Raw genomic sequence first — 14,424 nt, 5'->3', positions numbered from 1 at the left:
GCTCTCGACTAATAGATCAACGCGTAAAGCTGGCGCTGAAATTTAACAGCCAAGGGATCGCCCTTGCCCAAGGAAGCCAAAATATCCTGAAAGGTTTTACGCACGGCGCCATCGGCGGCGCCGAGGTTTTTCTTCAACACAGGAAACAACAGCTCCAAGGCTTCTTGGTGATGCTTATCTTGAGCCAAGGCTACGGCCAATTGTTGAACAATCGCGAGATCATCGGGCGTTGCGGCCAGCGCTTGCTCTAGGGCAAGAATTTCAGGTGCCTTGCCAGCCTCGCGCTTTAATTGCAATTTAGCCTCCACCTGTAGCCAGGCCGACTGCCGATCTTGTATGGGTACAGCCTTTAATTGCGCCTCGCAGTCATCCAAACGACCGGCATTTAAATAAATATCTGCTAGCAACACTGCTAGGCTGCATTGCTTGCTCTCGGCCCAGGCATCTTTAAGCAGCGCTATCGCTTTGGCTTGATCATTAATATCATCGGTCGCCAATAGCTTTTCCGCCGCAGACAAATCTTCTTGCCATTGTGGCGGTAAAAATTTATCGAGCAGCGCCCGCACATTGGCCTCCGTTTGATCACCCGCCAAGCCATCCACCGGTTGACCTTGTTGCAGCACCATTAACGTGGGCAAACTTTGCACGCCCAGTTGGCTGGCGATACCAGCCAGCTCATCGGTGTTAACATTGGCCAATAGAAATTTTCCGGCCTTCTCCTGCGCTATCGCTTCCAGCAGCTGCTTTAAAGCTATACAAACATCGCTGCGTTGCGACCAAAAAAGCGCCAATACTGGCCGCTCAACAGAGGCTTCGATTAACGCCGCTTGGGCGTTTGCCATTGTCACTTCGACAATAGATTCAGGTGATGTATTGGTTTCGTTTATCACTTAATCTTTCCATCCAAAACTAATTGATTGTCATCTACTGCCGGGCACCAATAGTAAGCGCTGGTTAACGGCCGCGAAAAATCAAATAACGCATCGCGAATGCCATCCACGCTACCGGTCATACGGTACATTTGCGCTTCAAACGCATCAAAGCTGGCACCAAAGGCGACAAACATTAAGCCCATTTTAGCGCGCCCCTGCCAAGCCATGGACTTCCTCAGCACGAACTGAGGCGGCGAAAAGCTTTCCTGTTCTGTGCGCTTCACATGAGCGCGCGCAGGCGCATCCTCCAACTCTTCATTGCTCTCCAGGTCGCGGCCGATGATATGGTTGCGGGCAGCCAGCGGCAAGGCTTCGAATGCTTCCATGTCGTGTAGCCAGCATTGAACCGCCATAAAGCTAGACTCGGCAAAAGCCCCGGCTGGAACAAATGCCGATTTATGGGCTGCTTCGCCGCTGGGATTTTCTGTTCCGTCTTCATAGCCCGTCACATCTCGTCCCTCGCGGTGAAGAAAGCCGTCAAGATCGTCAACTAATTCAAATATCCCGGCTAGCTGCTGTACTATTTTGCGCGTACGCAGTGCCACAATACCGGCGTCGCTGCCGCGCACCCAAACGCAGAGAGCACTCGGTGTTTGTGGAATATCGAGCCCTTGCCAAGAAAAGTCTGGGGCCGATTTCATACCCGGAACCATCAACCCCAAATGCTTGAGCAAACTCAAACCAAGCCCGATAACCACATTGTCATCGACAATGGTATTGAGTCGTCGAGCCACGTCCTTCGAATCGCCGAGCAACCGAAAAAAGCAATACTTAGCGCAAGCTGGCAATGGGCTATTTATGCCCAGCTGAGACTTCATACACTTTCCTTAGAAACTGGTCTTGAACCTTGAACTAAAAACTTGATAAAAAACTCGCCTAAAAACTGACCCAAAAACCGACTCAAAAACTAGGACTGCTTGTACATCGCCAGTTTAACGCGGGTTAAATAGCCCTTAATCTCGGCTTGATTTTTTGGCCCCAATCGCCACATCCACTTGTGCAGTGAAGGCGCCTTTTCCATGGTCGGGTCAATAAACTTATACATCACAGGTTTTGCGGCCAATTCGCCGGCTTCGGGCATGGCGGGTACAGATTGCAACTGACGAATTGCCTGCACAACGCGCTCATCAAAGGTGCCTTTTTTGCCTAACTCTGCATAAGCTTCATCGAGCAGCGGCTGCCACAAACGATAATAGGCAACCAGCACTTCCGGCTCAATCGCGACGAACGCCTTGACAAGCTTATTGGCACGATCATAGTTTTTAGGATCGCCAGTGGCCAATTGCGGCGTGCCAACAACTGCAAACGGAGGCATTTCATACTGCACCGGCAAAAATTTATTGGAAATTTGTCCCTCGGCAATTTGATCAATAAGAATGACCCACTTACGCAACAACTCCTCACTCACCAACCACTGAACCAGGCTGGGAGACAAGGACTGCACTATGTCAATAATCATTGGATGACTAACTGCAATTGACATAGCCGGGCCGATTAAATCCAGTTCTTGTTCCGCTTTTACCGGCACAGACACTTCTGGCTCGGGCTCAACTTCCCGCTGCACGGGTGCTGCAACCTCCACGGGCGCCTCGACCACCACTACCTCGGGCGCCGGCTCGCGCAACATGAGAAAAGCAATGACCAACAGTAAGACACAACCGATGACTAACAAAACTCCTGAACGTTTATTCATATCAAGCGCCTACAACGCAGTGGGAAAAGAGGATTATAAACTACCATAAAAAACGGGAGCTCGGCTCCCGCAATATTTAACTCAACTTACAAACTTTCTGGCATTCCTAAACATTCTCATCCAAGGGGAGTCTTCACCCCACTCTTCTGGATGCCAGGAGTTAGAAACCGTTCGAAACACGCGCTCGGGATGCGGCATCATAATCGTGGCGCGGCCATCAACACTGGTGACCGCAGTAATGCCCAAGGGTGATCCATTTGGGTTAGCAGGATAAGTTTCCGTGGCGACCAAGTGGTTATCCAAAAAGCGCATAGCCACCTGATTGCCACTTAACAAGGTTTGCGCACTAGACTGAACAAACTCTGCTCTGCCCTCGCCATGAGCCACGGCAACCGGCATATGTGAGCCCTGCATACCCTGGAAAAATACCGACGGCGAGGCCTGGATCTGCACTAGGCTGAAGCGCGCCTCAAACTGCTCACTCTCGTTGCGCACGAAACGCGGCCAAAGCTCAGCGCCAGGAATAAGCGACTTTAAGTTCGACATCATCTGGCAGCCATTGCACACGCCGAGGGAAAAACTATCGGCGCGATGGAAAAACTGCGCAAACATATCCCTTGCCTTAGCATTGAAGAGCACGGTTTTTGCCCAGCCCTCGCCCGCGCCCAACACATCGCCATAAGAGAAACCACCGCAAGCCGCTAGGCCTTGCATTTGCGCCAAATCAATTCGGCCCGACAATATATCACTCATGTGCACGTCGACGGCGTTGAAGCCTGCGCGATCAAACGCGGCCGCCATCTCTACGTGACCATTAACACCTTGCTCGCGCAGAACAGCCACTTGCGGCCGAACGCCCTTCGCAATATAGGGAGCAGCAATATCTTCAGTTGGATCAAAGGATAAGGTCACAGATAAGCCTGGATCATTGGTCAGCACTTGGGCAAATTCTTGCTCCGCACACTTGGGGTTATCGCGCAAGGCTTGAATACGGTAGCTGGTTTCGCTCCACAGGCTGTGTAAATAGGCGCGCGATTGATCAAACAACCAGGCACCATTACCGGCGCGAATACGCACCTGATCTTCATCGTTCAAACCACCAATGTAGTGCACAGCATCAGTTAAACCGGCAGACTCAAAGCGCGCTAAAATACCTGCGCATTCATCGCTCGACACCTGTAACACCGCACCCAACTCTTCATTGAATAAGGCGGCGATGGGTGAACCAAGGCCGTCCAATTGGATATCCACACCGATACGCCCAGCAAACGCCATCTCAACCAAGGTGGCGAATAAACCGCCATCTGCGCGATCGTGGTAAGCCAGCACTTTGCCCTCTTCCAGCAATTCCTGCATCACCGCAAAAAACGCTTTCAATTGCGCGGGTTGATCTAAATCCGCTGGGCAATCACCCATTTGATTAAATACCTGCGCGAGAATGGAACCACCCAAGCGATTTTTGGCGTTGCCAAAATCCACTAACAGCAAGCTGGTATCAGGCGACTCAGTGCGCAATTGCGGCGTAACGGTTTTGCGTACGTCTATTACTGGCGCGAAGGCAGTAATCACCAGCGACAGTGGCGAGGTAACGGCCTTTTCCTGCCCCTTATCCTGCCACGCGGTGCGCATGGACATGGAGTCTTTGCCCACCGGAATAGTAATACCTAACTCTGGGCAGAGCGCCATGCCTACGGCTTCGACGGTGCGGTAGAGCTTTTCATCTTCGCCGCGATGTCCCGCTGCACACATCCAGTTAGCCGATAAATTAATGTCGCTGATTTTATTGATGCGTGTGGCGGCAATATTAGTAATCGCCTCACCCACAGCCATGCGGCCAGACGCCGGACCATCCAGCAACGCCAGCGGCGTGCGCTCGCCCATACTCATGGCTTCGCCGCAATAGGTGTCATAACTGCTGGTAGTGACAGCACAATCTGCCACTGGCACCTGCCAAGGGCCCACCAATTGATCGCGCGCCACAGTGCCGGTAACACTGCGATCGCCAATGGTAATTAAGAATTTTTTGCTCGCCACTGTCGGATGCTTAAGCACCCGCTCAGCCGCCTCATTGATATCGACAGCGAGACTATCAAAGGCCTTTTTTATAGGCGCATGAGCAACCGCTGTTCGATGCATTTTTGGCGGCTTACCGAACAGAACGCTCATCGGTAAATCAACCGGGTTGGCATTAAAATGCCTGTCGTTAACGCGCAAATGCTTTTCACTGGTGGCCTCACCAACAACCGCATAAGGTGCGCGCTCGCGCTGACAGATAGCTTCAAACACCGACAGCTGTGCCGGTGCTATAGCCAATACGTAGCGCTCTTGTGATTCATTGCACCAGATTTCGAGCGGGCTCATACCGGGCTCGTCGTTGGGCACTTTGCGCAAATCGAAAACACCGCCGCAACCGCCATCTTTCACCAGCTCTGGGAAGGCATTTGACAGACCGCCGGCACCCACATCGTGAATAAACGCAATCGGATTGTCGGCACCCATCTGCCAGCACCGATCAATCACCTCCTGGCAGCGACGCTCAATTTCTGGGTTTTGTCGCTGCACCGAGGCAAAATCTAAATCTGCCGAGGATGTGCCCGACGTCACCGATGATGCCGCACCACCGCCTAAGCCAATCAACATAGCGGGGCCACCAAGCACAACTAACTTGGTGCCCGCCGTAAATGGCGGCTTTTCAACATGATCAGCGCGAATATTGCCGTAGCCGCCCGCCAACATGATGGGCTTGTGATAGCCGCGACGCTCGCCATCAAAATTTTCTTCGAAGGTGCGGAAATAACCACAAATATTAGGCCGGCCAAATTCGTTATTAAACGCAGCACCGCCTATCGGCCCTTCGATCATAATATCGAGCGCGGTGACAATGCGCTCAGGCTTGCCGTAATCTTTCTCCCAGGGCTGAACAAAGTCCGGAATTTGTAAATTCGACACAGTAAACCCGGTCAAGCCAACTTTTGGCTTTGACCCGCGCCCGGTAGCGCCCTCATCGCGAATTTCACCACCGGCACCAGTGCCAGCGCCAGGGAATGGCGCAATCGCAGTGGGGTGATTATGGGTTTCCACTTTCATTAGGATGTGGATGTCTTGCTGATTAAAACCGTAAATTTGCGTCGCAGCATCGGGATAGAAGCGCCCAGCCTTGTGGCCTTTCATCACCGCGGCGTTATCGGCGTAGGCACTTAACACATTTTCGCCACCCACTTCGTAGGTGTTTTTAATCATCTTAAAGAGCGAGCGCGATTGCTCGACCCCATCGATAGTCCAACTGGCGTTGAATATTTTATGGCGGCAATGCTCTGAGTTCGCCTGCGCAAACATCATCAATTCCACATCGACTGGGTTGCGTTTTAAACCGACAAAACTGTCAACTAAATAATCCACTTCATCGTCGGCCAAGGCCAAACCTAAACTGGTATTAGCGGCTTGCAGCGCAGCTTTTCCACCGCCTAGAACATCAATACTCGATTCAGGCCTAGGTTCGTGCCGAGAAAATAAGTGAGTCGCTTCCGGCATTTCAAAAAACAACTGCTCAACCATGCGATCGTAAAGCGCAACACTTACAGTGTCGCGCTCCGCAGGTGTTAAGTCACCAGACACATAATAAGCAACACCGCGTTCGATGCGATTAATTTTTACCAAGCCCGCATTGCGCGCTATGTCGGTCGCTTTCGACGACCAGGGAGAAATAGTGCCAGTGCGCGGCAACACCAAAATCAATTGACCAACGGCCTCTGCTTTTTCAACCGTCGGCCCGTAGGTGAGCAACTGGTTTAACACTGCCAACTCTTCTGCAGAGAGATCGGACTTCGCATCAATAAAGTGGGTATATTCAGACTGTAATTGGCTGACACTCGGCGCAATGGCTTGCAACGCTGTCAGGAGTCTTTGAGTGCGAAATACGGAAAGGGCCGGAGCACCGCGTAGGGTCAGCATAGAGGTCTGGTACCTTGTGAATGAAATCGAAGGGCGGCCTGAATAACATGGACGGCACTAGCGAGCTGTCGCGTGTTAAACCATTGAATGCGAGGAAAAACCGCAATCATAGGGATGATAAACCCGCCCGAACTGGAAAGGCGGCAATTGTACTCGATATTTGCAGCATGAACAGCCCAAAGCCACCACGGATACTGTATAAAGCAAACCTAAATGGTACCATGGTGTCAGCACAATCCTATTTGCGCCCAAGTCACCGCTTATAATGAATTATTCTATCTTATTCATAGATCCCTAAGAGCCCCGTGCCGCATAAGGAATTACCTACTTAGCACCGCATAGAATGTTGATTTAAACGTCAAACCGGGATTTCGATACTATAGTTAAACAAGGAAAACAAGCTATCGGTTAACAAATTCGGTCGTTAAAATCGCGCAGAATTTGATCAAGGCACCTTTCAAGGGTTTTACCCATGGAAAGGAACACCCTTCAACTCGGAGCTTCTATGGCATCAGCTGTACGTGCATTCATAAGACACCTAAGCAAAGTCACCGCTTTGGCGGTGATTTTGTTGGCGTCTGCGCACTTAGTGGAAAGCCGAGTTCCAAACTCGCTGGAGAGCGTACAGGCCAGTGGCGTGCTCCGAGTTGCCTCGATCAACGGCCCCGAGACCTATTACGAAGATACCGATGGCAAATTCGATGGCTTTGAGTTCGAGCTAGCCCGCGCCTTCGCCAAATACCTCGGCGTACAGCTTGAAATAGTGCCAGCGAGCAACTTTGGCGAACTGCTCGAACTAACGCGCTCGGGTAAAACCGTCGATATGGCCGCCGCCGGTCTAATTATTACCGAGGGACGCAAGGCACTGGTAGACTTTTCTACCCCTTATTTAGACATCAGCCAGCTACTGATTTACCGCAACGGCACGGGTAAGCCCACCGAGCTTGAAGAACTCTTCGGCAAGAAAATTATGGTCATGGCAGACTCAGGTGAGGCCGACCGGGTCGCCGTTATTGCCGCACAATACCCAGAATTAGTCTGGGTAGCCTCCTCCGACTACAACAGCATGGATCTCATCGAGCAGGTACACTCGGGCGAAACTGATTTTGCCATGGTCAAATCCACCGCTTTCAGCATCAGCCAATCTGTCTACCCGAGGGCGAGAATCGCCTATACCTTCCCCGATAAACAGCCAATGGCCTGGGCGTTTAGCCCACAGGTGGATCAATCGCTGAAAAAGGCAGCCAATCGCTTTCTCGAAGAATATCTGTCTTCGGGCAAGTTGGCCTCGCTGGAAAAGAGCCACTTCGAGATCGCCTCAAAGGTGGATACAGGCGGCGCCCTCACCTTTTCAAACCGCGTTAAAAACCGGCTACCCAAGTGGGAGAATCTACTCAAGGAAGCGGCTAACACCTATCAAATTGACTGGATGATGCTAGCTGCAATCAGCTATCAAGAATCCCACTGGAACCCCAAAGCAAGGTCCCACACGGGCGTGCGTGGCATGATGATGCTAACGCTGAATACCGCCCGGGAACTGGGCATTGAAAATCGCCTAGACCCAGCCCAAAGCATTGATGGCGGCGCACGCTACATCACCCACCTACTCGAGCGCATTCCCGAGTCGGTTCAGGGGCCCGATCGCCTGTGGATGACACTCGCGGCCTACAACGTGGGCTTTGGTCATTTATCGGATGCTAGGCAGCTTACTGTCGAACAGGGCGGCAACCCAGACGCCTGGGACGATGTGGCCGAGGCGCTGCCGCTCTTGGCACAGCGCAAGTACTACAAAACCACCAGGCACGGTTACGCACGTGGCTGGGAGCCGGTCAATTACGTCAACAATATCCGCCAGTACTACACCATCCTCGCGTGGCACAAACAAGTTGAACAACGCCGCATCGCGATGCTCGACAATCCGCCAATGATGAGCGTGAACGAAGCCGCGCCAATCAACGCCAACCCAAGCACCTCTAGTCTCTAACCAGTTCACATTAAGGTTTAGTTTTTTCAACCTGCAATTCGATAGATGCTAATTTATCGAACCAATGATTTTTTGCTATAAAAAGACCATGGAAAGCAATTTGCCCATTTACTTTTAATAGGAAAAGATCATGACCCAACTGCCCTCACAAGCTCAAATGGATGCTTGGTGGATGCCTTTCACTGCCAACCGCGCCTTTAAAGCCAACCCGCGCTTCTATGTGGGTGCTGAAGGTATGTATATGACCATGGCAGATGGCAAAAAAATCCTCGACACCAATGCCGGCCTTTGGTGCTGTAACGCCGGTCACGGGCGCAAAGAGATAGCCGAAGCCGTACACGCTCAACTGCTCGATATGGATTACGGCAACCCTTTTAGCTATGGCCACCCGAAAGGTTTTGAACTGGCCAACCGCCTAGTCGAAGACATAGCCCCGAAAGGCCTGAACCGCATCTTCTTTACCAACTCAGGTTCCGAGTCGGTCGATACGGCACTGAAAATTGCACGCCAATATTGGCGTTTGAAAGGTCAGGCCTCGAAAACAGCCTTTGTTGCCCGCGTTAAGGCCTACCATGGCGTCAACTGGGGCGGTGTATCGCTGGCAGGCCTAACCGGCAACCGTAAAAGCTTCGGCCAAGGCCTAGAAGCTGATTTTATGCGACACACCTTGCTACCAGAAAATGCCTTCAGCAAGGGCTTGCCAGCAAACGGCGCCGACATTGCTAACGAACTCAATGACATCATTGCCATGCGCGATGCCAGTAATATAGCCGCAGTAATCGTAGAGCCTGTGGCCGGCGCTGGCGGCGTTGTGGTGCCACCACAAGGCTACTTAGAAAAACTGCGCGCCATTTGCGACCAACACAATATTTTATTGATTTTTGATGAAGTGATTGCGGCCTACGGGCGCACCGGCGCTGCCACCATGGCAGAAAAAGTGGGCGTTACACCGGACATGATCACCACAGCGAAAGGCTTAACTAATGGCGCCGTACCCATGGGTGCGGTTTTCTGCAAACAGGAAATTTACGATACCTTCGTTAACACTGGTGATGCATCAGCAGTACCCGAGTTTTTGCACGGCTACACTTACTCGGCACACCCTGTCGCCTGCGCCGCGGCGCTCGCCACCCTCGACATTTACAAGTCTGAGAAACTGTTCCAGCACTGCGATAGTATTGCCGGCTACTGGGGCGATGCTGTTCATTCGCTCAAAGGACTGCCGGGCGTTAAAGATATTCGCAACTACGGCTTATTAGCCGGTATTGATTTAACACCGGGTGCTGCAGCAAAAGTCGCGGCGAAAACCTTACCCCTCGGCGTAACCGTTCGGCCGGCTGGCGACACAGTTGTCATGTCGCCACCGCTAATCATTCAGAAGGAACACATCGATACCATTATCAATGTGCTTTCCGAAGCAATCCCATCCGTTTCATAGCAACGACAATAGAAACAAAAGAGGCAGCCCTTGGGCTGCCTCTTTTGTTTCTATTGAATCATCTGGCTTTAAACGGATATTTATTCTGCTTTATCAGACGCTTGTTGTTTTTGCCAGCGAGCCTCCCAGAAAGTGGCATTTTTTATACCTAACTTCACTGGGTTAAATGTTATGGGGCCACCAGCCTTTTTCTGATCTTCGTAATCTTTCAAACACAACATGGTTGGCTTATGAACGAAGAAAATCAATAAAATACCTAACACATTGACCCAAGCCATCAAACCAACGCCAATATCACCAATGGTCCAAATATAACCGGCAGTATTGACCGTGCCATAAGCCACCATAAACATCAGCAATAGTTTAAACAGGATATTCGGCAAACGATTGTTAAATACCTGGTTTAGGTAGGCGACGTTGGTTTCAGTAATATAGTAGTAAGCCAGAATAGTGGTGAAAGCGAAGAAAAATAACGCCACACCAACAAACAGCTGTCCAAAATTGCCAAAAATGCTCAGCAGTGCCATTTGGGTAAAGGCAGCGGAACCAATTTCAGTAGTGGCCGCAACGTTCTGTACGATAAAAGAACCATCGGTCAAAGTGCCGACTACATTATACTGCTGAGTAATAAGAATCATCAGTGCTGTGGCAGTACAGACAAACAGGGTGTCAACATAGACGGAAAAAGCCTGCACTAAACCTTGCTGCGATGGGTGATCAACTTCAGCAGCGGCCGCTGCATGAGGCCCTGTGCCCTGACCGGCTTCGTTAGAGTAAATGCCACGTTTTACGCCCCAACCAATGGCCGCGCCGAAACCCGCTTGCGCAGTAAAGGCATCAGAAAAAATCAACCCAATGACCGAAGGAATTTTATCGAGATTCAGAAACACAACAATCAGCGCCATAATAATGTAACCCAACGCCATAAATGGCACCACAATTTGGGTAAAATGGGCGATACGACGAATGCCACCAAAGATAATAAAGCCGAGCACCATTAGGATAAATGCCAGCGAAATTAGTTTATAACTGCCCACTTCGCCAAAGCTAGTGACCACCATTGTGCCTTCGCCGAAAACTTGAGTAACCGCATTACCAACTGCATTTGCCTGCACGCCAGGCAAAAATATTCCACAACCGATAATAGCCGAAATAGCAAAAATAACCCCCAGTGGCCGCCAGCCCAAACAACGCTCAAAATAAAACGCTGGACCACCGCGGTACTGGCCATTCTGTTCAACTTTATAAATTTGGCCCAAGGTCGATTCCGCGTAAGCAGTACTGGCGCCTAAAAAAGCAACCACCCACATCCAGAACACAGCTCCAGGACCGCCGAAGCCAATTGCAGCAGCAACACCGGCAATATTACCGACCCCAACCCGCCCTGATAAAGACACAGCCAAAGCTTGAAAAGAAGAGATACCTTTAGCGGATTCATTGTTATTGAGCAACAACTTCCACATTTCTCTGATCATCCGAACCTGAACAAAGCGGGTCTGAATCGAATAAAAAAGACCCGCGCCGAGGCAGAGGTAAATCAGCGCCGGGCTCCAAATCACATCATTAATGCTGCTTACAATTTCATTCATCAAACACTTTCCTTAATAGTTATCATTTTGGCAGCCAGTAGCGCATTTCACTGAACCGCTAGGATCGTTAACGGGGAATAATACAGGCTCCGTCTGGTGCGATTACAGGCCCTTCAGACTCTGCTAATTCAAGCCTCCGATGTAGCTTTGAGCAGGCAACAGAGGAACGAAGCGGCTATATTCAGTTCTGCTGTATTATTACCCTGGATCAATTGCGTACAGAAACTAAGGACGAATGAACCTTACACCAACTCAAAATTGAAATTGCTCGCGCTGCGGAAAAATACCAAAGACCCCACCGGTATGTACAAACAGCACATCCTTAGCATTCTGCCATACACCTTGCTGGAGCTCCTCCACCATGCCGAAAAAAGCCTTCGCGGTATACACAGGGTCCAAGATCAGGCCTTCCGTTCGTGCCACCAACTTTATCAGCTCAAAAATTTCGGGGCCAGCTTGCGCATAACCAGGCCCAACATACTGCTCCAGTGTATTGACCTGTAATTGGTCGACAGCCTGATCTAGTTTCAGGCAATTTTGCTGGGCGAGTTCTGGGTATAAGCCCTGCCACTCGCTGAAATCTTGCTTGACCTTTTTTTCAAACCAACGCGCGTTATCGCACACCGCCACGCCGGTAACCAGCGAAGGCAAGCCGAGTAAAGCGGCACCGAGCGTTAGCCCTGCTTGAGTACCACCCGACCCAGTAGCGCAAACAATATGCTCGGGGCAAAAATTCATGGCGCTAAATTGACCGGCCATTTCCTCGACGCAGGCAATGTAACCCCAAATACCCACGCCGTTGCTGCCACCGGTGGGGATGCAATAGGCAGCACCGCCCTGTTCAGCGTAATGGCTAGTCCAATGGGCAAAATAATCGACGATATGGCGTTCAAAGCTTGCGCTTGGATAATAGCTAATGGTTGCGCCAGCTATTTTATCCAAGAGTAAATTACCATCTGCCTGAGCCGGTGCCTCGCCTCGCAACAAAAGATGGCATTTCAGTCCCGCTTGCGCGGCGAGCAAAGCCGTTGCGCGACAATGATTGGATTGCACACCCCCGCAGGTAATTAAATGGCTAGCGCCTTTTGATTTAGCATCAGCCACTAAAAATTCGAGTTTGCGAATTTTATTTCCGGATAAATGCGAGCCAGTTAGGTCGTCGCGCTTAACCCAAAGCCTAGTGCTAAGACCGAGTGTTTTTTGCAAATGAATCAGTGGTTGGATAGGTGTTGGGGTGTGGGCAAACGCGATACGCGGCGGGTAGCTAATAGATAATAGTTTAGAAACCATAGGATCAAGCACCCTAAAGGAAAAAGGCCGCACTAGGCAGCCTTCAAAGTTAGATCGACTTAATGGTGCCCTTAGGCAGTACGGCATGAACCGCAACTTTTTGAAACTTCAATTCAATGTTATTGCCGGTTTCTAATACCACGTAGTTGTCATCAACCTTGGTAATTTTACCCAGCATGCCGCTGCTCAATACAACTTCATCGCCTTTATTCAAACTGCTCACCAAATTTGTATGCTCTTTCTGGCGCTTGCGCTGTGGGCGAATAATGAACAGGTACATGAACAGAAATAAACCACCAAACATTAACAGAGTTACGATTGGATTGGTTTCAGGCTGGGCTGATTGGGCTTGGGCCATAGCCTCAGGAATGAAAAACGACATAGCTACCTCAAAAATAAGAGAATCTTGTGGCGGCTAACTCTACAGGTTTTGCGAATTACAGGCAATCAAGCTGACTCGATTGCCTGTGAGCGTGCGGCTAGGCGTAATCGCGGAACAATTTGCGGAAGGTCGAAGGCGACAATCCTGTCCAGCGTTTAAAGGCATTAGTGAAGCTGGTGCGATCAGAGAAATCCAAGGCGGTTGATATTTGATCGATACTGAGATTTTGATCGACCAGATAACCAATAGAATAGTGAAACCTCACTTGGTCTCTAAGCATGGCAAAGTTAATATCAGCCTGCTGCAACCGACGCTGCAGCGTGCGCTTGGAAATGCTCAATTCGCTGGCGACTTCATCAATCGACATGCTCGATTGACCAACTCGCCGCTGTAGCACATCCATTACTCTGCCTGGGATACCGAAAACAGCGGGAAGACTAGCTATTTCAATATATTCGGCCAGCGAATGGATACCGCTTACGGCAAAGCCTTCTTGCGTGCGGAGAATTTTTTCGGGTGATGCATGTAAGTGAACCATGCGGGCGACTCCTTCTGCCAACAATGCCAGTGTTTCCTTATCCTCTGGGGACAACTGGTTTTCGCCACAATCCTCGTGGCTATCTACTACAAAAACCAATGCCGCAGACGTGTTGGGCAAGGGCGACAATAGACACAACCCTGCTCCGGCATGAGTATACGCCAGCGAAAGGGGGTTGTCGTAACTTTCACGGGAATTATTCAGAACTTGAGGCTCGTTCAGGCACAAAAGTGCCTGGTGCTGAGCATCAAATGCCTCCTCGGTTACTTCCAAAGCATCAGGCCCCTGCCCGCTTATCAGGCTGTATCTAAGGCAACGACCCAAGCTTCGATGGTAAAAAATCGCCTGCCGCGCATTAAACATCGCGCTACCCGCAGCAAAGTAAGACCAAAGTTGCGCATGAAAGCCACCCACAGGCGACGACAGCAGCCTGAGTAATACCCGCATACGAGCGGTCATATTCGATAAGTCTTGATCTGTCCAAAAAGCTGCCGACGCCGGCCCTATAGACACACCTGAAGCGATGGTTGAGATGTTGAAATCCCCCAAGAAACCTTAAAAACTACCGGGGTATAAATACCCTCTCTATGAAGTCACCTAACTTATTTCTTATAGCTATTAATCACC

10 protein-coding genes are annotated in these 14,424 nt (G+C 50.5%); 2 read left to right on the top strand and 8 right to left on the bottom strand.

The features are described 5' to 3' along the window. Positions 1-8: 8 nt before the first annotated feature. From QWY82_RS13215 to purL, 4 genes are all read right to left on the bottom strand, one after another. Positions 9-890, bottom strand: coding sequence for a tetratricopeptide repeat protein (locus QWY82_RS13215; protein WP_290263123.1), 882 nt, complete (start codon positions 888-890; stop codon positions 9-11). Continuing rightward, positions 887-1,750, bottom strand: coding sequence for a Dyp-type peroxidase (locus QWY82_RS13210; protein WP_290263122.1), 864 nt, complete (start codon positions 1,748-1,750; stop codon positions 887-889). Before QWY82_RS13210 ends, QWY82_RS13215 begins: the two co-directional genes overlap by 4 nt. A gap of 89 nt (positions 1,751-1,839) precedes the next feature. Next, positions 1,840-2,625, bottom strand: coding sequence for a DUF3014 domain-containing protein (locus QWY82_RS13205; protein WP_290263120.1), 786 nt, complete (start codon positions 2,623-2,625; stop codon positions 1,840-1,842). An 81-nt stretch (positions 2,626-2,706) separates the two neighbouring features. After that, complete coding sequence (purL, locus tag QWY82_RS13200; RefSeq protein ID WP_290263118.1) at positions 2,707-6,576, bottom strand: phosphoribosylformylglycinamidine synthase; 3,870 nt, start codon at positions 6,574-6,576, stop codon at positions 2,707-2,709. A gap of 505 nt (positions 6,577-7,081) precedes the next feature. Here purL and mltF point away from each other — a divergent pair. Both mltF and aptA read left to right on the top strand, forming a co-directional pair. Then, entirely contained in the window at positions 7,082-8,560 is a 1,479-nt protein-coding gene (mltF, locus tag QWY82_RS13195; RefSeq protein ID WP_290263115.1) for a membrane-bound lytic murein transglycosylase MltF, read from the top strand. Between the two features lie 130 nt (positions 8,561-8,690). Then, the gene (gene aptA, locus QWY82_RS13190; RefSeq protein ID WP_290263112.1) at positions 8,691-9,998 is read left to right on the top strand and encodes an omega-aminotransferase AptA; all 1,308 of its coding nucleotides are present in this window, start codon (positions 8,691-8,693) and stop codon (positions 9,996-9,998) included. Positions 9,999-10,078: 80 nt separating this feature from the next. Here the strand turns inward: aptA and QWY82_RS13185 are convergent, their stop codons facing one another. The 4 genes from QWY82_RS13185 to QWY82_RS13170 form a co-directional block, all read right to left on the bottom strand. Next, entirely contained in the window at positions 10,079-11,587 is a 1,509-nt protein-coding gene (locus QWY82_RS13185) for an alanine/glycine:cation symporter family protein (protein ID WP_290263111.1), read from the bottom strand. 252 nt (positions 11,588-11,839) lie between these two features. Next, a complete protein-coding gene (locus QWY82_RS13180; RefSeq protein ID WP_290263109.1) occupies positions 11,840-12,877 on the bottom strand; it encodes a D-cysteine desulfhydrase family protein in 1,038 nt (345 codons plus the stop codon). A gap of 49 nt (positions 12,878-12,926) precedes the next feature. Beyond that, entirely contained in the window at positions 12,927-13,259 is a 333-nt protein-coding gene (gene yajC / locus QWY82_RS13175) for a preprotein translocase subunit YajC (protein ID WP_290263107.1), read from the bottom strand. Positions 13,260-13,356: 97 nt separating this feature from the next. Then, complete coding sequence (locus QWY82_RS13170; protein WP_290263105.1) at positions 13,357-14,256, bottom strand: helix-turn-helix domain-containing protein; 900 nt, start codon at positions 14,254-14,256, stop codon at positions 13,357-13,359. Positions 14,257-14,424 lie beyond the last annotated feature (168 nt).

The sequence above is a fragment of the Simiduia curdlanivorans genome (assembly GCF_030409605.1).
Classification (GTDB): domain Bacteria; phylum Pseudomonadota; class Gammaproteobacteria; order Pseudomonadales; family Cellvibrionaceae; genus Simiduia; species Simiduia curdlanivorans.
Note: the sequence above shows the minus strand (reverse complement) of the source record. Positions and strands in the feature narration are given on the sequence as shown.